Here is a 22,425-nt window from a genome sequence, read left to right as displayed (position 1 = left end):
ACAGGCAAGGCGTTGAAAGGCGTCAGGCCAGGGCAGGCTCCACATGTCCCTGATGCTGGGCTCGTCCCCAGGTGGCTTCGTCGCGGCTGGCCCATTGCAGCTCATGCAGCTCGGCAATGGCGTCGGCCCAGCTGCGGGCCAGGGATTGCAGGATCTCCTGCCCCTGCTGCGCGGTTGCGGGGGTCGGATCACCTATGACGCCGCTGGGTCCGAAGTCCCGTGCGGTCCAGGCGCAGGCGGGACGGCCGTCGGGCGACAGCAGGCTGGAGGGGAACACGGGCGGGTAGTTGATGACGGCCCGCTCCATATGCACGGTCTGCGGTGCCAGCGCCAGCATCAGCGCGGTCTCGGCATGACCTGCATGCATGGCCAGCTTTTTCTCGAGGTTCGAGAGATACTGGCCTGCGACATGGGGCACGCGCCAGGTAAAGCTCGGCACGACGATGAAGTCGCCATGGCGCAGGCGCAGCTCGCGCGCCGCGATCTCCAGCACCTGTGGCTGGCCGCCGTGGCCGTTGACGAACAGCAGCTTGCGAAAGCCTGCGCGATATACCGATTCGCCGATTTCATTGATCGTGGCCAGCAGGGTTTCGCCGCTCAAGGTCACCGTGCCGGGAAAGTGCAGATGCTCCTCCGACTTGCCATAGACGATGGGGGCCATGGCGAATGCAGGCACGGCAGCGGGCAGCTGCGCCATGGCGGCGCCGACCACGCCTGCCGCAATCGTTGCATCCACCGAGCAGGGCAGATGCGGGCCATGCTGCTCCATGGCGCCCACAGGCAGCACGATCACGGTATTGGCCTTGTCCGGCAGGGCCGCAACCTCGGTCCAGCTCAGATAGGGCAGAAAGCGGTCGGCAGGGGTGTATCCGTGCAGCATGGGTTCTCCGGGGTGAGTGATGAATGGGTCAACGCAAGGGCAGATAGGCCGTGGCCTCCACCTCGATCAGAATGTCCGGCGTGGGCAACATGCCCGTCACCTCGACCACCGTGGAAGCCGGTGATTCGCCGGGAAAAAACAGCTTGCGTACACGGCTGTACTGCGGGAACTGGTCCAGATTGCGGAAGTACTGCACCAGCTTGAAGACATCCGACATCTGACCGCCGGCGGCCTCCACCGTCTGGCGAATGCGGTCCAGCACCCACCAGCTCTGTGCCAGGATGGGGCCCTCCTTGATGTCGGTACTGAATTCACCGGTACGCCCGATCAGCGCCGCCGCTTCAGCAGGAATGTCGGCATAGCCGCGCACGATGCGATTGGCCCCCGGGTCCACGGCGATAACGCCCGACAGGAACACCAGATCGCCCGCCCGCCGCCAGGCCGCATAACGTGCCAGGGGCTGTGCAATGCCTGTGGTATCTGTGCTCATGCAACGCTCCGTTCAATACAGGGGGAGAACCAGGCAGCCAGCGGCTCGCCGTTGCTGACGCGCCCCTCGCGCATCACCACACGGCGGTGGCTGCGGGATGGAAAGCCGCTGACGCTGGACTGAGGAAGGATAACCAGATCGGCTGTCGCGCCTAGCTGCAGCGGCAGACGGCCGACACCATGACCCAGCCAATCGCGGCGACAGACGCTGTCGCTCCACTCGTCGAAGGCCGAAGTCAGCTGCGCGGCAGCCACTGCGGTGCTCAGCGCTTCCAGCGGATCGAAACTGCCCAGCGGGCAGAAAGGGTCCTGCACGTTGTCGCTGGAGATCATCAGCGGTATGCCGCGCGCCCTGGCCTCCTTGACCAGCGTCAGGCCTCGCTGCCGCGGCGTGACATCGGTTTGCGCGTCCTGCAGCAGCAGGTTCGTCACCGGCAAGCTGACCATGGTGATGGGAGTGCTGGCCACTGCATCCAACGAGCGCAGCGCCTGCTCCAGCGGTTGCGCCGCCAGCGCGCAGGTATGGCCGCAGACCACACGGCCTTCGAAGCGCAGTTCCTTGAGCAGCGCGGCCGTGGTGGCCAGGCCCTGGGCTGCGGGGTTGAGCTCCTCGTCCACATGCAGGTCCACGTCCAGGCCGTGCTGCTGCGCAGCCTCAAGCAGATTGCGCAAGGCCTGCGGGCTCCAGTTGGTGGAATGGACAAAGCCGCCGAGCAAGGCCCCCGCGCCGCTGAGCGCCACCTGCTTGGCCAGACGCATCGCCACACCGCGTTCCTCATACAGATGCAGGGGAATCAGGCTGACGCGCTCGAGCAGCACACGGCCGGCCCATTCCTGCGCCAGCTCGCGCAGCACTTCCCAGGCCACGGGTACCGACTCCGGCTCCCACCAGTCGCAATGGCTGCGTGCGTGCGAAACACCGGCTTCATAGGCCCATTGCAAGCCCTGACTCGCACGGCGGCGCACATCGGCCGCCGTCCAGTTCTGCTTGTCCACCATCATCGCCTCTATCGCTGCCAGCAGGCCCGGCTTCACCGGTCCCATGCGCTCCAGCGTGAACGCCTTGTCCAGATGCAGATGCGCGTCCACCATGGTCGGCAGCACCAGCGCTCCTTGCAGATCCCAGACCTGGGAGCCGAAGCTGCGCGGCAGGCCCGGGGCTTCGGCGGCTACGGCCGCAATGCGCCCGTTGGAGATCTCCAGACGCGACAGCGGCATCTCGCTGCGCTGTCCCAGGGCCGCAAGCAACCAGTGCGGCAGCCGTGCATTGCAGAGTGTCAGATGTGAGGACATGGAGAGCTCTCCTAGGCAAAGCGGCGCATGGCCCGACCGACATGGGCCTTGAAGGACTGCAGCCGAGATGGCGTTGCCACGTTCATGTGGTAGCAGGCGTGATAGTCGATACGCGCCTTGCCGCCCGTGAGGATGCGCAGATAGCGCGTGATGCATTTGCGCGGTGGATCGCCCATGAACAGCGCGGTCCAGCGCGGACGCCCATAAGTCACCACCGCCGCAATGCGCTTGAGATGGGTCAGCGCCGGTTTGACGTTCTGCGGATCGCTGATATCGAAGGCCACACCGGGCATCAGCACGCGATCGAAGAACCCCTTGAGCATGGCCGGCAGACCGAAGCACCAGGTCGGGAAGCAGAAGACCACCGCCTCGGCCCACAGCAGGCGATCCACATAGCGCTGCACCGGCAGCCGGTTCTGCGGCACCTCGTGATAGCCCAGGCGTTCCTCGCGGGACATCACGGGATTGAAGCCTTCCGCATACAGGTCGCAGTCATCGACCTCATGCCCGGCGCCGCGCAACTGCTGTACCACCTCGGCATGCAATGCGGCCTGATAGCTGGTTTCCACGGGATGGGAAAAGATCACAAGCACTCGCATGTCGGCCCCTTCAAAGATCCAGGGTCAGAGCTGCGCCGCGATTGCGTGCGCAGCACAAAGCCACATGCGTGCTGCGCTCCTCATCGGTCAGGCAGCGGTCATGGTGCTCGGGATCACCGGCCGTCCAGCGTGTGACGCAAGTTCCGCAAATGCCTTGCTCGCACACCGTCTCTATGGCCACACCGGCCAGTTGCAGCACATCGGTGATGCGCTCTCCGGGCTCCACCGGCAAGCGCAATCCCTGACGCAGCAATACCAGCTCAAAGCCTTGTTCTACGGGCGTTTCCAGAGTATCCGGAGCAGTGTTGGGCATGATTGACCATCCGATTTGATCGACTGGTCAAATCTAAGCAAACGGTGTGCCAAAACACGCCAGGGAGAGCTACCCGCCTGCTGCCTGGCCACCTGCACCAGGCTTGCGCAGAGCATCTTCAAGTTGGTGCCAGACCACAGCTCAACAGCACGGAAGTGGTGAGCTCCCGGGCGATATGCTCGCGATCCAGCGGCTGGTCGTCAGCACACTCCAGCATCACCCTGGCCTGCACCGCATAGTCCGCATAGTGCTGGGTCATGCCCCAGATCTGCATCAGCAGCACGCGCGCATCGAGGCTGCGCATGCGGCCCTGCGCGATCCAGGCGTTGATCAGATCCACCTTCTGTGCCGTGGAGCTCAGCGCGACAGGCCAGTATTGATGCAGACGCAAGCCACCACCCAGCACCTCGTTGGTGAAGATGCGCGACAGGGCCGGATTGTCCAGCGCATAGTCCAGCTTGCGCCGCACATAGTTGCCGATGATCTGCGCCGGATCGTCCAGCGCCGGATCGAACGCAAATGCCGCCGACCAGGCCTCCAGCAGCGCATAGAGCAGCTCGTCATACAAGGCCTGTTTGCTCTCGATGTAGTAATGCAGCTGGGGCTTGGTCAGGCCCGCTCTTTCTGCAATCGCCTGCGTGGATGCGCCCTTGAAGCCATGGCTGCTGAACTCCGCAATCGCAGCCTCGCGGATGGCTTGCAGAATCTGCTCTCGGGAGCGGCGGGCAACAGGCGTGGAATCGGTCATGGCAGCAGGCTGTGAAACGGATCTTGAACTGACGGAACGTGGCTTCATCAATGCACGGCAAAGCGCAGCAGATACTCGTAGCTGTTCTCGGTGGTCCTGGGATCGCCCGTAACCGGCTGACGCAGTATGGCCTGCAGCGTATTGCTGCCGACAGCCGGCGTCATGGTCGCCTGCCCTTGCGCGTCCGTCATCGTGGGAGAGCCGTTCTCTCCCCAGGACAGTCTGACGCCGGGCTGCGGCTTTCCATGCAGCAAAACCTGCAGCCTGAGCGGCTGACCGGCATGGGGAGACTGCCCCTGCAGCGGCACCACCTCGAACATCTGACCCAGCGGCTTTTGCATGACGGCGCCCCAGCGCACCACGGTCTTGTGGAACTTGCGCGCATGCACGCCGCGCACCGCTCCAGGGTTCTGGTCCATGGGCAAAGGCAGCATGGTGCCCTCTGCACCCGTACTGCTGAAATAGCCGTTATCGAGTTCCACTGCAATCAGCGCAGCCCTGGCATCGGGCTTGATGCGGATGCCGCCCTGCACATTCTGCACGGCACTGGGCACTTCACGGCCGCGCAAGTCATAGGCGTGCACACGCTGCAGCTTGGCCGGATCGAAGGCTTCGGTCCTGCCGTCATGACCGCCGAACTGCATGACATAGCCCCCCTGCGCATCGGGCTCCAGCCAGACGTTATGGGCAGAAGCCGGATGCGCGCAGAGCAGCCAGGCAGCGGCTGTGGTGCACAGAATGCGCGCGATGATGTTGTGACGTGTCCTGCAAACAGACATGGAAGCTCCGAAAAATCATAAGGAAAACTGCAAGCCCAGCTGCACGCTGCGCGGCGCGCCGGGCGCGACCAGACGCTGGCCGGCAATCATGGTGGTGGTACTGGCATAGCGGGTATTGGCGGCGTTGCGCAGCCACAGGCTCAGGCTGGCATTGCGCGCCAGGCTCGCGGGCAAGCGGTATTGCAGGCCCAGGTCCAGCCAGCGATAGCTGCCTGCCCATTCGGTATTGCCTGTGTTGATGGGCGCGCGGCCCACATGGCGCAGCAATCCATGCACGGTGACATCGCTGCGTGGCATCCAGCGTGCATGCAAGGTGCTGGTGTACTCGGGCACGGCCACCACGCGTCGCCCAAGCAATGCGGCGTTCGCGTTCTGCGTGACTTCGGAGCGGTTGTGGCCATAAGCCCATTCGACATGCCAGTTGCGGCTGGGCAGCCAGTGAAGCTGAAGCTCGGCGCCCTTGCGTACGGTTGCTCCCAGGTTTTCATACTCGCCGGGTGCTGTGTTGCGTATTTCATGGCTGGAGCTGATGCGGTAGAGCGAGGCATCGATCAGCCAATGGGCCGATGGCTTCCACTCCACGCCCAGCTCGCTCTGGCGAAAGATATTGGCATGCAGGTCGCTGTTGCGCAGCGCGTATTTGGCAAAGTCGCTGGGCAGCGCAAAGCCTTGCGACCAACTGGCACGCACGGCTGTGCGGGCATCGAGCTGCGCCAGAGCTCCCAGCTTGGGGCTGGCATGGCTGCGGCCCTGCATGCGATGGCATTCATCGCCACCGGCCTCCGCCCCCAGCAGACGGCAGCGGCCGTCAAAGTGGTCCCAGCGCAGGGCCGCCGTGGTCTGCAACCAGGCCGCTGGCTGCCAGCCAGCCTGGCCGTAGATCGCCGTGTTGTCGAGCCGTGTATTGCGATCATTTAATGCAGGGCCGGTGCGCCGGCGGTCGAGCAATCCATCCCAATAGCCATAGTCGGTGGACTCGCGCACCTGCTCCAGGCCCAGCATCCAGTTCAGCTCGCGTGCCGCCAGGCGGGACTTGCCGCTGACATTCAGCCCCGCTCCCAGCACGCTGCGGTCGTATCGCTCCTCGCGCTGCATCCAGGTGGCGCTGCGCGGACGGGTGAACCAGCGCACAAAATCCTGCTGCGTGCCGTAGACAAAGCCCAGCAGCCGGGTATCGGCGTCCAGTGCGTACTGCGCATCCAGGCGCAGCGTGCCAAAGTGCTTGTCGGCACCATCACCCACCACACGGCTGTCCTTGCCCTGAGGATTCTCTCGCCATTGCGCTTCGGTCAGATAGCCCGGCGAGTCGCCACGCGCCTCGTGCCAGCGACCGGACAGCGAGATATCGAGCTTTTCATGCACATGGTGCTTCCAGGTGCCGCTGATGGTGCTGCGCTCATGACGCGAGGCGGGTCGCGCTCCATCACCGCGCGAGTGCTGGGCCGCCAGGTTGAGCTGATCGCCCCCCTCCAGCCCGCGCCCGAGTGCGGCCTGGGCATCGAACAGGCCGTGCGAACCAGCACTGACTTCCAGCTCCGTATAGCTGCCGCTGCGCCGCGTGCGCAGCTCCAGCAATCCGGCGCGGTTGTAATTGCCTTGCAGCACCGACACGGGACCGCGATAGACATTGACCTTGTCCAGCTCCAGAGGCACCACCACATTGAGATCGAAATAACCATCGGCATGCGACATGGCTTCGTTGAGGGGGATGCCATCCAGTGTGGCCGCCACATCGCCACCATGGCCGCCGCCGCCAAAGCCACGCATCACCAGCCCATTGGCCACCCCGCTGAGCTGGTAGTGATTGACATGCATGCCGGGCACCAGACTCCACAGCGATTCCACTTCCTGTCTGGGCTGCTCGCGAATCTCGTCACGCCTGAACTCGGTGACGGAAAACGCGCGTTGCGCCTCATCCAGTGCCTGCCCCTTGACCATGGCACTCACCTGCACCTCGGGCAATGCCTGGTCACCGTCCTGACCCGCCCTCGCCCACACCGCGCCCGTACAAAGGGCGGCACATCCCCAGGTCAACAAACCCTGCCTTGCGGCAGTCCGCAAAAGCGGCATGCCTTTCCTCTTTATCAGTCCTTGATACATGCACCAGAAAAAGCAAGGTCCGTGCCACGCACTGCACCGTCATAGCCCCGCAATGCACCAAGAAGTGTCCGCCGCCGTAACCAGGGAACGCCATGGTGCACACCAGTCGCCCTCATGCACCAATGAAGTGCCAAATCACAGCTACCCGGTTGTCATCCACCAGCAACAAGGGCTTGCCATTGGCATAGCACTTGCTACATAAAAGGGCATGAAACTCCCAGCGCGCGTTCTGCCGGTGCCACCGGCTGCGCGAGCTGACTGAGGGATTGAAGACGATGGAATTGACACCGCGCGAAAAAGACAAGCTGCTGATCTTCACTGCGGCCCTGCTGGCCGAGCGGCGCATGGCCCGCGGCCTCAAGCTCAACTACCCCGAGGCCGTGGCACTGATCAGCGCCTTCGTGATGGAAGGTGCACGTGACGGCAAGACCGTGGCCCAGCTCATGAGTGAAGGCCGCAGCGTGCTGACCCGCGCCGATGTGATGGAAGGCATCCCCGAGATGATTCCCGACATCCAGATCGAAGCCACCTTCCCCGATGGCACCAAGCTGGTCACCGTGCACGAGCCCATCGCCTGACTCGGTATCCAAAACTTCAAGCTTTTTAGCCTTCAAACCCTTACCCATCAAGCGCAGACAGCTATGAAATTCAATAAGCTCCTTGCCACCACGGCCGCCGCAGCGACTGCACTGCCCCTGTCCGCTCTCGCTCATATGGGCTCCGATGCAGGCGGTCATCACCACTTTCTCGACAGCCTGGGTCATGCCTTTGCCCACCCGTTTACCGGTGCAGACCATCTGGCCGCCATGCTGGCTGTGGGCGCCTGGAGCGCACTGACCATGCCCAGCCTGCGCACGGCCTGGCGTGCACCTGCGGCCTTTGTGGCCCTGCTGGTGGCGGGTGCCGTGGCCGGCTTTGCCGGCCTGTGGGTGCCGGGCGTAGAGCCCATGATCGCCGCATCCGTGCTGGTGCTGGGCCTGCTGGTGCTGGTTCAGCAACGCATGCCCTGGGCCGCCGCCGCCTCCCTGGCTGCTGTGTTTGCCTTCTTCCATGGCGCTGCGCACGGCTTTGAGCTGGCCGGAGACAGCGGCCTGGCTGCTGTCGGTGCACTGCTGGGCATTGCTCTGGGCTCGGCCACACTGCATATCGTCGGCATGGTACTCGGTCATGCCCTCATGCAGCGCCACCAGTGGGTGGCCCGGTTCGGCGGTGCAGCCACCGCCGCGCTCGGCGCTTTCATGCTGACGAAACTGGCGTGATATGAAACACCCCGGCACAGCGCAGCAAAAGGCCTTTGCGCAAGGAGGCGAAAGATGATCCCCGGCGAACTGATTCTTGACGAGGGCAGCCATGCACTCAACCCCGGCCGCCGCACGCTCACGCTGGTGGTGAAAAATGCCAGCGACAGGCCGATTCAGGTCGGCTCGCATTACCACTTTGCCGAAACCAATGCAGGTCTGGATTTCGACCGCGCCGCCGCCCACGGCATGCGCCTGAATATTGCCAGCGGCATGGCCGTGCGCTTCGAGCCAGGGCAGCAGCGCACGGTGGAACTGGTCGAGATCGGCGGCGACCGTCAGATCTATGGCTTTCGCGGTCTGGTCCAGGGTGCATTGCCCGCAATTGCCAGGGACTGACCCGCGATGCTGATGCTGTTTGCTTCCGCTTTTGTGCTGGGCCTGGTGTTCAATGCTGCGCCCGGTGCGGTGTTTGCAGAGACCGTGCGCCAAGGTGTGCGCGGCGGCTATCGCCCTGCGCTGGCGGTGCAGCTGGGCTCCCTGGTGGGCGATGCGAGCTGGGCCTTGCTGGGCCTAGCCGGCATTGGTCTGGTCATGCAGGTCGACGCCTTGCGCTGGCCGATTGGTCTGGCGGGCGCCGCCTACCTGCTCTGGCTGTCCTGGGACAGCTGGCAGGCCGGGCGTACCGAACACCAGCTCGATGTATCGGCCACCGCCGCCGCAACGCAGAAGCAGGCCTTGCGCCGCGGCATGGCCCTGTCGCTGACCAACCCGCAAAACCTGGCCTACTGGGCCGCCATGGGCAGCGCCCTTGGGGCGGTGGGAGTGACCCAGCCCGGCGCCAGCGATTACGGGCTGTTCTTCGCGGGATTCATGACTTCGTCCCTGCTCTGGTGCTTTGTCTGCGCAGCCTTGGTGGACCGGCTTTTCCGCCGCGCTGCTGCGCACTGGAGCCGTTTTACCTACCGCTGCTGCGCTGCACTGCTGCTGGCCCTGGCACTGGGCACATTGCGCGACCTGCTCAGCACAAACCCCGCCGCCCTGCCACCAGCGGCCCAGCAGCAGTCCCTGCGCTGAACACCTGAATCGGAGATTCCTCAATGGCCACCATGGACCGACGAGCCTACGCAGAAACCTTTGGCCCCACCGTGGGCGACCGTCTGCGCCTGGCCGACACCGAGCTCATCGTCGAGGTCGAGCAAGACTACACCCTGGCCGCTGGCGGCTATGGTGAGGAAGTGAAGTTCGGCGGCGGCAAGACCATCCGCGACGGCATGGCGCAAAGCCAGCGCACACGCGACGGGACCGGAACCGGCCCTGACGGAGGCGGTGCGGTCGATACCGTTCTGACCAATGCACTGATCCTGGACCACTGGGGCATCGTCAAGGCCGACATCGGCCTCAAGGACGGCCGCATCGTGGCCATAGGCAAGGCCGGCAACCCCGACACCCAGCCGGGCGTGAGCATCATCATCGGCCCGGGCACGGAAATCATCTCCTGCGAAGGCAATATCGTCACCGCAGGCGGCATCGACACCCATATCCATTTCATTGCCCCACAGCAGATCGAGGAAGCACTGACCAGTGGCGTGACCACCATGATCGGCGGCGGCACCGGCCCGGCCACCGGCACCTTCGCCACCACCTGCACGCCAGGTCCCTGGCATATGGAGCGCATGCTACAGGCCGCCGACGCTTTCCCCATGAATCTGGGTTTTCTGGGCAAGGGCAATGCCAGCCTGCCCGGCGGCCTGCACGAGCAGATCAGTGCCGGCGCCATCGGCCTCAAGTTGCACGAGGACTGGGGCAGCACGCCGGCAGCGATCAGCAACTGCCTGGATGTGGCCGAGGACACCGACACCCAGGTCGCCATCCACACCGACACGCTCAACGAGTCCGGCTTTGTGGAGGACACTGTGGCGGCCTTCAAGGGCCGCACCATTCACACCTTCCACACCGAAGGCGCGGGTGGCGGCCATGCGCCCGACATTCTGAAAGTGGTGGGCGAAGCCAATGTGCTGCCCAGCTCCACCAACCCCACGCGCCCCTACACCATCAACACGCTGGACGAGCATGTGGACATGCTCATGGTCTGCCACCACCTGGATGCCGGCATTGCCGAAGACCTGGCCTTTGCCGAAAGCCGCATCCGCAAGGAAACGATTGCGGCCGAGGACATCCTGCACGACATCGGCGCCATCAGCATGTTCAGCTCCGACAGCCAGGCCATGGGCCGCGTGGGCGAGGTCATACTGCGCACCTGGCAGACGGCGCACAAGATGAAGCTGCAGCGTGGCGCCCTGAGTGGCGACGGCGCGCGCAACGACAACTTCCGCGTCAAGCGCTATATCGCCAAATACACCATCAATCCCGCGATTGCCCACGGCATCAGCCACGAGGTGGGCAGCATCGAGGTGGGCAAGTGGGCCGATATCGTGATCTGGAAGCCCGCCTTCTTTGGCGTCAAACCGTTTTGCATCCTCAAGGGCGGCAGCATCGCCATGGCGGCCATGGGCGATCCGAACGCCTCCATTCCCACGCCTCAGCCCGTGCATTACCGCCCCATGTTTGCAAGCTTTGGCGGGGCGGTTGCCAGGACTTCGCTGACCTTTGTCTCCCAGGCAGGGCTTGCCGCCGGTATCGGCCAGCGCTTCGGGCTGCACAAGACCCTGTCCGCGGTCAAGGGCATACGCAATGTGAAGAAGCAGCACATGATCCACAACGATCTGGCGCCGCATATGGAGGTGGATGCCCAGACCTATGCCGTGCGCGCCAATGGCGATCTGCTGACCTGCGAGCCAGCGGTCAGCCTGCCCATGGCACAGCGCTACTTTCTGTTCTGAACGGTGTTGAGCTGAAACTCCGAATCCGGATGCTGCATGCCCTTGCCCTCAAACCAGGCCAGCCAGTCACTGACGGCGAGCTGCGGCGCAGCACTCACCGTGGCGGGCAATGCCTCGTACACCAGCACGGTGATGGACTGCTGACCGCCCTGGGTCAGCATCACGGGCAGGGTCAGAATGCGCTTGGCGTATTCGCCCAGGTCTTCGGGCCACAGGCCTTCGATGCGATCCATGGCCCGCTCCAGCGCTGCGTCCATGGGGTAGACCTCGGCCAGCACGGCCTGCGAGCCTTGCAGCCTCAGGCCCGGGTACCAGCCAAGGTCATGCAAAGTGCCGGTCAGCTGGGTCCTGCCGACACAGGCAACGCCTGGCTGGAGCCTTGCAATATCGTTGATGCCACCGGCACGCAAAGTGCCATACACCGCCACATAGGCTGCGCCACAGCCCTGCCAGTCAGCAGGCGCATCCTGCAAAGAGGTCGGTGCTGCCATTTCTGTCGAAGTTTCCAAAAGAGTTGTCATCTTGCTCGAACCATCAAAATCACTGATATGCGCAGGGCATGCAACATGCGCGCCAATCTGGCTCGGGCCTTTTATTTCATTGTGAATTCACCATGCTGACTGCCAACAAACTGCTGCTCCAGGGCCAGGGCCTTTCCACCGTCATCCTCAAACGCGCCGCGTCCGTGGAACTGGACTGGGACGTGCGTCAGAAGAGCCGCTTTGCCGCCACCGACAGCCAGGGTCGCGAGCTGGCCGTCTTCTTGCCACGCGGCCAGGCCGTGCGTGGCGGCGATGTGCTGGTGGCCGAAGACGGCAGCCTGATCCGCGTGCTGGCTGCACCGCAAAAAGTGCTGCATATCACGGCCTGCGCCGAACATGGCACGCCGTTTGACCTGATGCGCGCGGCCTACCATCTGGGCAACCGCCATGTGCCGATCGAGCTGCAGCCCGACCATTTGAAGATCGAACCCGACCATGTGCTGGCCGATATGCTGCGCAGCATGCATATGACGGTGGTCGAAGCCGATCTGCCTTTCGAGCCCGAAGGAGGCGCCTATGGCGGCCATGTGACCAACGATGGCCACAGCCACCATCATCACGCCCATGGACACTCGCATGACCACGCCCACTGAGCCACTGCTGGCTCTTGGCGCGCAGAGCTTTCTGCAACTGATGTGGCTGGCCTCGCCGGCCCTGCCCATCGGCGGCTTTTCCTACTCGGAAGGGCTTGAAGCGGCCATCAATGCGGCGCTGGTCACAACGGAAGCAGAGGCTGCCAGCTGGCTGGTGCAGCAGCTGCATCTGACCCAGTCACGCGGGGACATGGCCGTGATTGCGCAGGCCATGCCGGCCTGGAAAGGCGCCGACCTGGCGCGCATCGCCAGCCTCAACCAGTGGGTAAGAGTCACGCGCGAAACCAGCGAGCTGCGCCTGCAGACCGAGCAGATGGGCCGCTCGCTGACCGAGTGGCTGAAAAACCGCTACGCCGACGAAGCAGCCGCGCTGGCCTCCGTCCACTGGCTGGCCGCGCAGGATGCCAGCTACCCCATCGCCTTCTCGCTGGCAGCCCAATGCACCGGCGCCACACCGCGTGATGCACTGCTCGCCTATGCCTTTGGCTGGGCCGAGAACATGGTTCAGGCCGCCATCAAGGCCATGCCCCTGGGCCAGAGCGCCGGCCAGCGCATCCTGGCGCGACTGACTTCAGAGATTCCCGCCGCCGTCGAATACGCGCTGGCGTTGCCGGACAACGCAAGACAGGCTTTCTCGCCCATGCTGGCCATTCTCTCGGCCCAGCATGAACACCAGTATTCTCGACTTTTCCGTAGCTGAACCTCCATCCGCCATGTCTGCACTGTTTGCCGCCACGCCCCAGCCACCGTACTACGCCGCCATCTTCACCTCCCTGCGCACCCCGACGGACCAGGGCTATGGCGAGATGGCCGACCGCATGGTGGAACTGGCCGGCCAGCAAGCAGGCTATCTGGGCGCTGAAAGCACCCGCGATGCCCGGGGCTTCGGCATCACCGTGTCTTACTGGGAAAGCGAGGAGGCCATCCGTCAATGGAAGCACAACGCAGAGCACCAGATCGCCCAGGAAAAAGGCCACACCACCTGGTACCAGCATTTCGAGCTGCGCATTGCCAAGGTGGAACGTGCCTACGGCAAGACCCGCTGATCGCAACCCTCTCATTCTCGAAAGAACTCACCATGTCGACCGCACTGCACCATATCCCCAACCGCACCAAGAAGCTGCCGCCGCTGCGCGTGGGCATAGGCGGGCCCGTGGGCTCGGGCAAGACCACGATTCTGGAGATGCTTTGCAAGGCCATGCGTGGCAAATGGGACCTGGTCGCCATCACCAACGACATCTACACCAAGGAGGACCAGCGCCTGCTGACCATCAGCGGCGCCCTGCCCGCCGAGCGGATCATGGGTGTGGAAACCGGCGGCTGCCCGCACACGGCGATTCGCGAGGATGCCTCCATCAACCTGGAAGCCATTGACCGCATGCTCAAGGACTTCCCCGATGCCGACATCGTCTTCATCGAATCGGGCGGCGACAACCTGGCTGCCACCTTCAGCCCCGAGCTGTCGGATCTGACCATCTACGTGATCGACGTGGCAGCAGGCGAGAAGATTCCGCGCAAGGGCGGTCCCGGCATCACCAAGAGCGATCTCTTCATCATCAACAAGACCGACCTGGCGCCCCATGTCGGCGCCAATCTGGACATCATGCGCAGCGACACCATCAAGCAGCGCACCACGCCCAAGGGTCTCAAGCCCTTTGTGATGACCAACCTCAAGACACTGGAAGGTCTGGACGAGGTGGTGACCTTCATAGAGAAGCAGGGTCTGCTGGCGGCCTGAACACCTCTTTCAGGACGAAAAAAAGCCGCCTGGAGCGGCGGCTGTTTCTCGAACCAGTGCGTGATTACTGGTTGGCCAGATCCAGATGGAACTCGCGAGCTTCTTGGATGAATTCGATCAGGGAGTTGATAGCTTGGCGCATGATGAGCTTTCTATGAAATCAAGAGATGCACTTCAAGCGATGGACAGCACGCATCTCATGTACTGTCATTCGCGGGTTAGACCTTAAGGGTTAACCCTTGTCGCTAAGTATAAACCACTATCTTCGCTTTTGCAAAGCCCGTCCTGCGCAAAGGGAGTCAGGCTCGTCAGCGCACTGCCTTGAAGTGCCTGCTCACGCAGTTGTAAGGCCTGAGCAGATCAATATTTGCGAGATTCCTGCATCAAAATTGCCGAAGAACGCTGTACTTTTCACCAGTACGTCACCGAATATGCCCGCCGACTGCTACGCTATGGCCTGTTGACAATATTTGTGGCGGGCTCACAACTCCCGCAGTCGGAAAGTGGAAATGGCGCGAGATTGTGGTTTGCAGCAGATGGGCGGGCTTGCGTCCCATCGAATGAATGCCGACATCCAGCCCGGCCAATATGCAGCGCCCGCCTTCCACCGCAGCGGAGCGCACGCATGACCTCCACGCCGACCGGCCCGAGCACGCCTGCTGCCTGGCACATCACCACCATGAACCCCGCAGAAGCCCCCTGGCATCTGCTGCTGCTGGCCGACCCCTCGCGCGAGCGCGTCAAGCGCTATCTGCCCGGCTCCACCTGCTTTGGAGCGCGCCAGACGGAACAGTTCACGCCCAGCGGCCTCGGTGCCTTGATCGGCGTATGTGTGCTGGTCCCCGAGGGCGACGGCCTTCATCGATGGGAGCTGGTGAACATGGCCGTTTCCACGGCCTGGCAGAGCAAGGGCATAGGCTCGGCCCTGCTGCTGCGAGCCATCCGCGAAATGCGCGAACGCGGCGTGCAGCAGCTGGATGTGGGAACGGGCAGCTTTGGCGACCAGCTGCTGTTCTATCAACGCCTGGGTTTTCGCGTCACCGACATCGAGCGCGACTTCTTTTTGCAGAACTACACCACCCCGCTGTGGGAGCGCGGCGTGCAGCACAAGGACATGCTCAAGCTGACACTGGATCTCTGAAAGCATGGGCGGCCGGCCCAGGATCCGGAAGGCCGGGAGCCTGAAAAGCACAAAGAGCAAGAGGCGCCGCGGCGCCTCTTGCTCATCCAGCCTCGTCTGGCGGCCTCAGGCCGTCTTGAGGCGACGCGCACGCACGGCGGCAGCCAGTTGCTCCAGCACCGGCACCGTCTGCTCCATGCTGATGCAGGCATCGGTGAGCGAGACGCCGTAGGCCAGCTCTTCACCCTCCACGATGTCCTGACGGCCTTCGTGAATATGGCTTTCGATCATCACGCCGGTGATGCGCGTGTCGCCCCCTGCAATCTGCTGGGCCACATCCGCTGATACATCGATCTGGCGGCGATGCTGCTTGCTGCTGTTGGCATGCGAGAAATCGATCATCACCTGCGGGTGCAGGCCGGCTTTTTCCAGCACTTCGCACGCAGCCTGGACATGGGCCGCGTCGTAGTTGGGAGCCTTGCCGCCGCGCAGGATGATGTGGCAGTCCTGATTGCCGCGCGTCTCGAAGATCGCACTCTGGCCCATCTTGGTCATGCCCATGAATGCATGCGAAGACTGGGCGGCCAGAATGGCATCGCTGGCCACCTTCACGCCGCCGTCGGTGCCGTTCTTGAAGCCCACGGGACAGCTCAGACCGCTGGCCAGCTGGCGATGGCTCTGGCTCTCCGTGGTGCGTGCACCAATCGCGCCCCAGCTGACCAGGTCGCTGATGAACTGCGGCGACAGCAGATCCAGGAATTCCGTGCCGGCAGGCAGACCCAGCGCCAGCACATCGAGAAGCAGGCTACGTGCCAGCTCCAGCCCTTCGTTGACGGCAAAGCTGCCGTCGCGGTAAGGATCGTTGATATAGCCCTTCCAGCCCACGGTGGTGCGCGGCTTCTCGAAGTAGACCCGCATCACGATCAGCAGATCGTCCTTGAGCGCATCGGCCTGGACCTTGAGCTGACGCGCGTAATCCATGGCCTGATCGTGATCGTGAATGGAGCAGGGTCCGACCACCACCACCAGCCGGTCATCCTGGCCATGCAGCACGCGCGAGATGGCGGCACGGCTGGTTTCGACCAGCTGCTGCGCCTCTTCGGTCACGGGCAGCCACTCCTCCAGCAGTGCCGGGGTCAGCAGCGGGCGCACGATCTTGATGCGCGTGTCGTCAATGCGGGTCTTGTCCAGCGTGGTCAGTTTGGGCTGGGCCTTGCGGGCCGAAGCTGCGCCGGGATGCAGGGGCGTCGTGGAGGATGTCATCCCGCTATTGTCGCGCCATGCGCTTTAACCCGCGCGCTCGCCCCCATCGGCGGCTGCGGAAAGCGGCCTGCTGCCGCCAGCCCGGCAAGGCTGGACGGCGCCCCGCCCCGGTAGACTGGCGGCCCCTAGAAGATCGGACGCCACCGCCCATGGAACTGCTGTTCACCATCACCCCGGCCCACACTGACTGCCGGCTGCAGGCCGCGCTGCAGCGCGAGATGCAGCAGCACGCGCGACAACAGGCCGCCCTGCAGGTCCGGATGGCGGGCTGGCAGGAGCGCTGGCTCGCCTCGTTGCTGCTCTGCCTGGGCCTGGGCGGCGGCCTGCTGGCCATCGCTCGGCCGGGCCAGCAGCTGAGCCCCGAAAAAATCATCGCCATGCTGGTCTCGACCGTGCTCTGCATCCTGCTGTGGAAGCGCTACTCAGCGCGCCTGCTCGGCGCGTTGCGTCAGCACCAAGCCATGCGCCAGGCGCCGCTGCAGGGCCTGCACCGGAAGCTGGTGCGCGCAGGCCTGCGGGCCCGCCTGCGGCGCCTGGAGGGCGGCTACCGCCTGCAGCTCGACGATCAGGGCTTCACGCTGATCCACGACCGGGGTGCGCGAGAGCGGCTGGAATGGGCGCAGATCGCGCGCCTGCAGGCCACGCCCGACTTCTACAAGGTGGCCTGCGCCCGGCTCGCGGCTGAGGGAAAGGCCTACCATATCCCCCGCCACAGCGATGCCATGGACCCGGCCGCCTACCAGCAGGGATTGGCACTGTGGCTGAGCAAATGCCCGATGGCACCGGAGACGCCAGCCGCCATGGAGCGCTGATTCAGCGTATACGGGCGGTGCTTTATTCCCCGGCCGAAAGCTTCATCAGCACCAGACCGCTGACGATCAGGACAGCCGCTCCCACGCGCATGGCACTGAGCTGCTCTCCCAGCACCGTGACACCCACCAGGAATGCACCCACGGCACCGATACCGGTCCAGATCGTATACGCCGTGCCCAGGGGCAGACTGCGCATGGCCACCGACAGCAGACCAAAGCTGGCGATCATGGCCACGATGGTGATGGCGCTGTATTTGAGGTTGGTGAAACCATGGGACTGCTTCATGGTGAAGGCCCAGACCACTTCCAGAACGCCGGCCACCAGCAGATAAACCCAAGCCATAGAAAACCTCTTTGAAGATCGAATGGCCAGGCCGTCCCGGCAGGAATACAGGCCATGCATCGCATGGCCCGGCAAGGTCGTCCCTGCGGCATGAATCCTAATCCGCATGCGCAAATCCGGGCCAGCCATGGGTGGTTCGGCCACCACAACCATGGGCCGGCGCTTCGTTGACTCCAGCCGTCAACGCAGGCGGATTCCATGGGGCGGTGCAAGGTTTGACGGACTGCGACGGATTCGGCAGGCCCGATGCAGGCAGGAGCGGCACCTTGGATGCCGTGGGCGCAACACAGGCGGTGCGCAGCTCCTGCTGGCCCGCGAGGACTGCGCCATGCAAGGACAGAGCGGATGCAAGGCAATGGCACACTGGGTGGCTTGTGCCAAGCCCGCCCATCGCCATCATGCTTTCAGGACTGAACCACCTCACTCTGGCCGTCGCGGATCTGCCGCTCAGCCTGGATTTCTATGTGCGCGTGCTGGGCTTTCGTCCACGCGCGCAGTGGGATCAAGGTGCCTATCTGGGACTCGGTGATCTATGGCTGTGCCTGTCGTCAGACGAACAGCGAAGCCAGGCCCGCAGCTCTGACTACACCCACTACGCATTCACCCTCGCTCAGCAGGACTTCGCGCACTTTGTGGAGCATGCCAGGTCATGCGGTGTCCGGGAGTGGAAGATCAACCGCAGCGAAGGCGATTCCTTCTACTTTCTGGACCCGGACGGCCACCAGCTCGAAGCCCATGTCGGTTCGCTGGAAAGCCGTCTGGCGCAATGCCGCTTGCGCCCTTATGCAGGCATGCGGTTTTTTGATTGACGATTCACTGCGACCAGCTCACCTGCCTTATGGACATCATTTACCTTGATCAGAACCAGTGGATAGAGCTCGCCAAAGTCCGATCAGGGAAAGCTACTGAACCTTGGCTCACCTCTCTATCTGGAGAGCTTGAAAATGCAGTCAAGAATGGAAAAGTACTCTTCCCTTTAAGCGGCACTCACATCTTGGAAACATCGAAGCGCAATGACCCCGCAAGTCGCAGGCATGTTGCGGAAATACAAGCTGTGCTTAGCCTCGGCTGCGCATATCGCAGTTATACAAGCCGGCTGCAGGTGGAGATCAAGGGGATCATTCACCGCCTTCTAGACCTTCACCCATTTGAGATGCCAAAGAACTGGTTTCTCGGCCGAAGTTTCTTGCAAGCGTTCGAACCTGCAGATGCACTTGTTGCTGAACCGTTAGATGCGCTTCGGTTTATGCGGATTGAATCAGCATTCGACCCAAAGTATTTATACCTTGATTACATGCAGAACCAAGATGATGCCACTCGGCGAATAGCCCATCAGAAACTAGAAGAAGGCTTGAGGCAACTGATTGAACGAAACGAAAAACGGCGTGCCCTATGCCAAGGAGAGAGCATCGATTTGCGCCGCCGCGTCTATCGTGCTCGTCAATTTTTGGATGTTCAAGACACCGTAATCAAGCTAATGGCCCAGCTCGGCATCAGCTATGAAAAATTTCGCGTACTTGGAGACGTTGCAGTGAAAAGCATTGTCGAGCTTTCTCCAACGCTCGATGTTGAAGCGGAGTTCAGCGCACGAGTAGATGCACGAGCCAAATCGCTCAACACACATGACGCCCTTGACCTCCAAGCGATATATACAGCCATTCCCTACTCAAGCCATGTTATCGCTGAGAAATCCGCTATATCAATTGCACAGCAAGCCAAACTCGACAAAAAATACAAGGTCAAACTATCACGCTCTTTGCAAGATCTTGTTGGCGTCTATGCCTAAACCGAATAGAACCTCAGCGGCCACGTCCTCCATCACCACCACATTGCCCACCGTCGCACCATAGTGCGTTGCCACGCGCTTGCGCTGCTTGAGCACGGCCCTGTCCTTGCTGACCAGCAAGGCCTTGTGCTGGCTGGCCAGATCGAGGAAATGCTGGTCGTCGGGATCGGTGCAGGTGAAGCGGATCTTGGGTGCAGCGGACACATATTCGACGGCCTCGTCAAACGCCGCCATCACACCTTCGGGCGTCTTGCCGTAGTAGCTGACGCGCGGCGCAATCTGGCTGTAGTGCAGCACGCGACCCAGCTCGATGCGCTGGGCCTCATCGGCAATCCAGCGCACCTCGCCACGGGCGACCAGCTCGCGGATGGTCGGGATATCCGGGTCGTCAAAGATCAGCATGTCCAGCACCACATTGGTGTCCAGAATCATGGGACGCGGCAACGGGCCGTCATAGCCGGCGTTGCAGGCCGGCCAGCGCAGGGGAGCGATCTTCATTGCTGTGCGTCGCCTTCTGCGGCCTTGCGGGGCTTGGTCGATCCCTTGACCATGTCGAAGCGGAACAGACGGCACTCGATAGGGCCGTTCCACATGGGCGTGCGGCGCGACTCCTTGAGGCGCATCTTGCTGGGCAGCTTGAGGTCGGGCGTCAGCATCCAGGCGCTCCAGCCGCTGTAGTTCTTCTTCCAGTGGCTGGCCAGCTGGTTGAAGAATTCGCCGCCGTCCTCGGTCTGCGCGGTTTCACGGCCTGCGCGTTCGACCTGACCCATGCGCTCGGCCGCATTGCGGCCTGCGCTACCGGCGGCCGCGATACGCTCGCCATAGGGCGGGTTCAGCAGCATCATGCCGGGCTGCTCGCTGGGCGGCATGCGCTGCAAGGCATCACCGCCGCGCAGGCTGACGGTATCTGACACACCCGCACGCTCGGCATTGCGCTGGGCAAAGTCCACCATACGGAAGGCGATGTCCGAGCCGTAAATGCCCACCGGCGATTCGGGCAGGATCTGGCCCTCGGCCTCATCCAGCATGGCTTCCCAGACATGGCGCTGGAAGGGCACGAGCTTCTCGAACGCAAAGCGACGCAGAATGCCGGCCGGAATCCTGCGCGCGATCTGCGCGGCCTCGATCACCAGGGTACCGCTGCCGCAGCAGGGATCGTACAGCGGCTGGGGATTGTCGCCATGCGGGTTCCAGCCCGAGGCCGCAATCATGGCTGCGGCCAGGGTTTCCTTGAGCGGGGCATCGCCCTTGTCTTCGCGCCAGCCGCGCTTGAACAGAGCCTCGCCCGAGGTGTCGATATAGATGGTGGCGCCGTCGGTTGTCAGGTGCAAATGCACGCGCACATCGGGGTGATGGGTCTCCACACTGGGGCGCACGCCGTTGCGCTTGGCGCGGAAACGGTCGGCGATCGCGTCCTTGACCTTGAGCGCTGCGAAGTTCAGGCTGGTCAGCGGGCTGTGCTGGGCCGTGACTTCGATCTTGAAGGTTTCCTTGGGCGTGAACCAGATCTCCCAGGCCACCTCGCTGGCGGCGCGGTACAGATCGTTCTCGCTGCGGTACATGGTGTGCGACAGCTCGATCAGCACGCGCTGAGCCAGACGGCTGTGCAGATTGAGCAGCATGGCATCGCGCCACATGCCGCGCAGCATGACGCCGCCCCGGCCCACGAGCAGATCCTGCCCGCTGGCACCGGTGATGGCGTGGACCTCGTCGGCCAGAAAGCCCTCGACGCCGGCGGCGCAGGGCAGAAACAAATGCAGTTGGTTCATAGAAATCAGTGCGCGCCAGCAACGGCGCAGGCGCCGGACGCTCACGGGAGCCTGTTGTGCGCTTTACAGGGCATAAGCATACGCGCTAGGCCTTTTCCGGTGCCCGCGCACGACAAGCGTTGCTCTACAGATGCATGCAGGGCCCCAGGCATGATGCCAGGCCAAGGAGCAATGACGACATGGAAGAAATCAGCTGGAACGACTTCATGAAGGTGGAGCTGCGCGTGGGCCGCGTGCTGCAGGCCGAGGTCTTTGCCGAGGCCCGCAAGCCCGCCTACAAGTTGCTGCTGGACCTGGGTCCCGAGCTGGGCCAGCGCAAGTCCAGCGCGCAGATCACTGCCCACTACCAGCCCGAGGAGCTGATAGGACGGCTGGTGGTGGCCGTGGTCAACTTTCCGAAGAAGCAGATTGGGCCCTTGATGAGCGAATGTCTTGTGACCGGTTTTCACGATGCCACGGGAGCCGTGGCCCTGTGCGTGCCCGACAAGGAGGTGCCGCTGGGCACGCGCCTGCTGTGATCGGCATATTCAGATGCAAAATGGCCGCCAGCCATTCTCCTGCCTACGGATACTGCTATGAATATCAGCTTCAACCCGCTGGTGCGCGTGCGCACCGTCACCGCCTTTGTCAACCTCAGCGCCGATAAGGCACAGTGGCAGGCCGGCCTGACCCAGGCCAAGCAGCAATGCGATGCCGTGGCCGATGCCATCGAGGCCCGGGGCTACCAAGTGCAGTCCATCCGCATCGTGAGCAACCCGTTCGGAGAATACCTGGACGTCAGCGGCATAGACAGCGCCCTCGCCGGCCTGCAGCACATTGCCGAAACGCTCAAGGCCATCAACACCGACAAACGCCGCATCCGCTTTGCCGTGGGCGAAGCGCGCAATGCGCAGGAAGTGGCCCTGCTGCCGCAGCTGATTGCTGCCTATGGCGACCTGTGCAACGCCTGCGTGAACATCGATCTGGATGAACATGGCTTTCTGCAGACCGGCTTGCTGACCCACAGCGTGCAGGCCATTCAGCAAATCGCGCGCACCACGCCGCGCGGCGAAGGCAACTTCAACTTCACGGTCAACTTCAACTGCGCACCCGGCATTCCCTATTTCCCGGCCAGCTACCACCGCGGCCAGCACCACGGCGCCCTGGTGCTGGGTCTGGAAACGCCAGACCTCATGGT

27 protein-coding genes and 1 pseudogene are annotated in these 22,425 nt (G+C 63.2%); 15 read left to right on the top strand and 13 right to left on the bottom strand.

The genetic code is table 11. From position 1 onward, the window contains the following. Positions 1-22: 22 nt before the first annotated feature. The 8 genes from ACLBXN_RS10840 to ACLBXN_RS10805 form a co-directional block, all read right to left on the bottom strand. Entirely contained in the window at positions 23-880 is an 858-nt protein-coding gene (locus ACLBXN_RS10840) for a creatininase family protein (protein WP_447612133.1), read from the bottom strand. 28 nt (positions 881-908) lie between these two features. Beyond that, positions 909-1,370 (bottom strand): RidA family protein, encoded by a 462-nt coding sequence (locus ACLBXN_RS10835; RefSeq protein ID WP_003080988.1) that lies wholly within the window; start codon positions 1,368-1,370, stop codon positions 909-911. After that, positions 1,367-2,662, bottom strand: a complete 1,296-nt coding sequence (locus tag ACLBXN_RS10830) for an amidohydrolase family protein (protein WP_447612132.1) — start codon at positions 2,660-2,662, stop codon at positions 1,367-1,369. Before ACLBXN_RS10830 ends, ACLBXN_RS10835 begins: the two co-directional genes overlap by 4 nt. Before the next feature lie 11 nt (positions 2,663-2,673). After that, on the bottom strand, positions 2,674-3,261 hold the full coding sequence (locus ACLBXN_RS10825; RefSeq protein WP_034373999.1) for an NAD(P)H-dependent oxidoreductase: 588 nt from the start codon (positions 3,259-3,261) through the stop codon (positions 2,674-2,676). Between the two features lie 10 nt (positions 3,262-3,271). Next, the gene (locus ACLBXN_RS10820; protein WP_211457367.1) at positions 3,272-3,574 is read right to left on the bottom strand and encodes a 2Fe-2S iron-sulfur cluster-binding protein; all 303 of its coding nucleotides are present in this window, start codon (positions 3,572-3,574) and stop codon (positions 3,272-3,274) included. A 118-nt stretch (positions 3,575-3,692) separates the two neighbouring features. Further along, complete coding sequence (locus tag ACLBXN_RS10815; protein WP_447612131.1) at positions 3,693-4,322, bottom strand: TetR family transcriptional regulator C-terminal domain-containing protein; 630 nt, start codon at positions 4,320-4,322, stop codon at positions 3,693-3,695. Between the two features lie 47 nt (positions 4,323-4,369). After that, entirely contained in the window at positions 4,370-5,101 is a 732-nt protein-coding gene (locus tag ACLBXN_RS10810) for a DUF4198 domain-containing protein (RefSeq protein ID WP_447612130.1), read from the bottom strand. 15 nt (positions 5,102-5,116) lie between these two features. Then, positions 5,117-7,171, bottom strand: a complete 2,055-nt coding sequence (locus tag ACLBXN_RS10805; protein WP_447612129.1) for a TonB-dependent receptor — start codon at positions 7,169-7,171, stop codon at positions 5,117-5,119. Positions 7,172-7,476: 305 nt separating this feature from the next. Here ACLBXN_RS10805 and ACLBXN_RS10800 point away from each other — a divergent pair, with 305 nt between their 5' ends. From ACLBXN_RS10800 to ureC, 5 genes are all read left to right on the top strand, one after another. After that, entirely contained in the window at positions 7,477-7,779 is a 303-nt protein-coding gene (locus tag ACLBXN_RS10800; RefSeq protein WP_003060617.1) for an urease subunit gamma, read from the top strand. A 63-nt stretch (positions 7,780-7,842) separates the two neighbouring features. Beyond that, on the top strand, positions 7,843-8,460 hold the full coding sequence (locus ACLBXN_RS10795) for a HupE/UreJ family protein (protein ID WP_447612128.1): 618 nt from the start codon (positions 7,843-7,845) through the stop codon (positions 8,458-8,460). A gap of 54 nt (positions 8,461-8,514) precedes the next feature. Beyond that, positions 8,515-8,838 carry an urease subunit beta gene (locus tag ACLBXN_RS10790; protein ID WP_087865466.1) on the top strand — a complete coding sequence of 108 codons (324 nt, stop codon included), beginning with the start codon at positions 8,515-8,517 and terminating at the stop codon, positions 8,836-8,838. Between the two features lie 6 nt (positions 8,839-8,844). Continuing rightward, positions 8,845-9,516 (top strand): LysE family transporter, encoded by a 672-nt coding sequence (locus ACLBXN_RS10785; protein ID WP_211457371.1) that lies wholly within the window; start codon positions 8,845-8,847, stop codon positions 9,514-9,516. A 23-nt stretch (positions 9,517-9,539) separates the two neighbouring features. Then, a complete protein-coding gene (ureC, locus tag ACLBXN_RS10780) occupies positions 9,540-11,282 on the top strand; it encodes an urease subunit alpha (RefSeq protein WP_447612127.1) in 1,743 nt (580 codons plus the stop codon). Here the strand turns inward: ureC and ACLBXN_RS10775 are convergent. Beyond that, positions 11,267-11,773 (bottom strand): gamma-glutamylcyclotransferase family protein, encoded by a 507-nt coding sequence (locus tag ACLBXN_RS10775; RefSeq protein ID WP_447612126.1) that lies wholly within the window; start codon positions 11,771-11,773, stop codon positions 11,267-11,269. The two genes, ureC and ACLBXN_RS10775, sit on opposite strands and share 16 nt — an antisense overlap. Before the next feature lie 122 nt (positions 11,774-11,895). Here ACLBXN_RS10775 and ureE point away from each other — a divergent pair. From ureE to ACLBXN_RS10750, 5 genes and pseudogenes are all read left to right on the top strand, one after another. Then, positions 11,896-12,414, top strand: a pseudogene (gene ureE / locus ACLBXN_RS10770) (urease accessory protein UreE); the annotation flags it as partial. Beyond that, a complete protein-coding gene (locus tag ACLBXN_RS10765) occupies positions 12,401-13,117 on the top strand; it encodes an urease accessory protein UreF (protein WP_447612125.1) in 717 nt (238 codons plus the stop codon). The pseudogene ureE and the gene ACLBXN_RS10765, both read left to right, overlap by 14 nt. Before the next feature lie 13 nt (positions 13,118-13,130). After that, positions 13,131-13,463, top strand: coding sequence for an antibiotic biosynthesis monooxygenase family protein (locus ACLBXN_RS10760; RefSeq protein ID WP_447612124.1), 333 nt, complete (start codon positions 13,131-13,133; stop codon positions 13,461-13,463). 32 nt (positions 13,464-13,495) lie between these two features. Next, a complete protein-coding gene (ureG, locus tag ACLBXN_RS10755; RefSeq protein WP_447612123.1) occupies positions 13,496-14,155 on the top strand; it encodes an urease accessory protein UreG in 660 nt (219 codons plus the stop codon). A gap of 625 nt (positions 14,156-14,780) precedes the next feature. Continuing rightward, complete coding sequence (locus tag ACLBXN_RS10750) at positions 14,781-15,296, top strand: GNAT family N-acetyltransferase (protein ID WP_447612122.1); 516 nt, start codon at positions 14,781-14,783, stop codon at positions 15,294-15,296. Positions 15,297-15,401: 105 nt separating this feature from the next. Here ACLBXN_RS10750 and ACLBXN_RS10745 read toward each other — a convergent pair whose 3' ends face one another. Next, on the bottom strand, positions 15,402-16,538 hold the full coding sequence (locus ACLBXN_RS10745) for a 3-deoxy-7-phosphoheptulonate synthase (RefSeq protein ID WP_447612121.1): 1,137 nt from the start codon (positions 16,536-16,538) through the stop codon (positions 15,402-15,404). Positions 16,539-16,687: 149 nt separating this feature from the next. Between ACLBXN_RS10745 and ACLBXN_RS10740 the strand changes: the two genes are divergently transcribed. Continuing rightward, positions 16,688-17,350 (top strand): hypothetical protein, encoded by a 663-nt coding sequence (locus tag ACLBXN_RS10740; RefSeq protein ID WP_447612120.1) that lies wholly within the window; start codon positions 16,688-16,690, stop codon positions 17,348-17,350. 22 nt (positions 17,351-17,372) lie between these two features. Here ACLBXN_RS10740 and ACLBXN_RS10735 read toward each other — a convergent pair whose 3' ends face one another. Next, positions 17,373-17,693 (bottom strand): DMT family transporter, encoded by a 321-nt coding sequence (locus ACLBXN_RS10735; protein WP_003080957.1) that lies wholly within the window; start codon positions 17,691-17,693, stop codon positions 17,373-17,375. Between the two features lie 398 nt (positions 17,694-18,091). On the opposite strand from ACLBXN_RS10735, the gene fos reads away from it, so the two are divergent. Both fos and ACLBXN_RS10725 read left to right on the top strand, forming a co-directional pair. Next, positions 18,092-18,502, top strand: a complete 411-nt coding sequence (gene fos, locus ACLBXN_RS10730) for a fosfomycin resistance glutathione transferase (protein ID WP_447612119.1) — start codon at positions 18,092-18,094, stop codon at positions 18,500-18,502. Between the two features lie 29 nt (positions 18,503-18,531). Continuing rightward, a complete protein-coding gene (locus ACLBXN_RS10725) occupies positions 18,532-19,479 on the top strand; it encodes a hypothetical protein (RefSeq protein WP_447612118.1) in 948 nt (315 codons plus the stop codon). Here the strand turns inward: ACLBXN_RS10725 and ACLBXN_RS10720 are convergent. Continuing rightward, positions 19,441-19,977, bottom strand: coding sequence for a putative toxin-antitoxin system toxin component, PIN family (locus ACLBXN_RS10720; RefSeq protein ID WP_447612117.1), 537 nt, complete (start codon positions 19,975-19,977; stop codon positions 19,441-19,443). The genes ACLBXN_RS10725 and ACLBXN_RS10720 overlap by 39 nt on opposite strands. After that, complete coding sequence (locus ACLBXN_RS10715) at positions 19,974-21,248, bottom strand: THUMP domain-containing class I SAM-dependent RNA methyltransferase (protein ID WP_407714529.1); 1,275 nt, start codon at positions 21,246-21,248, stop codon at positions 19,974-19,976. The genes ACLBXN_RS10720 and ACLBXN_RS10715 overlap by 4 nt, the downstream gene beginning before the upstream one ends. Before the next feature lie 179 nt (positions 21,249-21,427). Here ACLBXN_RS10715 and ACLBXN_RS10710 point away from each other — a divergent pair, with 179 nt between their 5' ends. After that, on the top strand, positions 21,428-21,766 hold the full coding sequence (locus ACLBXN_RS10710; RefSeq protein ID WP_034374045.1) for a tRNA-binding protein: 339 nt from the start codon (positions 21,428-21,430) through the stop codon (positions 21,764-21,766). A 57-nt stretch (positions 21,767-21,823) separates the two neighbouring features. Next, positions 21,824-22,425: DUF711 family protein (locus ACLBXN_RS10705; RefSeq protein ID WP_447612116.1), on the top strand; the 602-nt coding region annotated here is incomplete at its 3' end.

Source organism: Comamonas sp. C24C, assembly GCF_053345995.1.
Note: the sequence above shows the minus strand (reverse complement) of the source record. Positions and strands in the feature narration are given on the sequence as shown.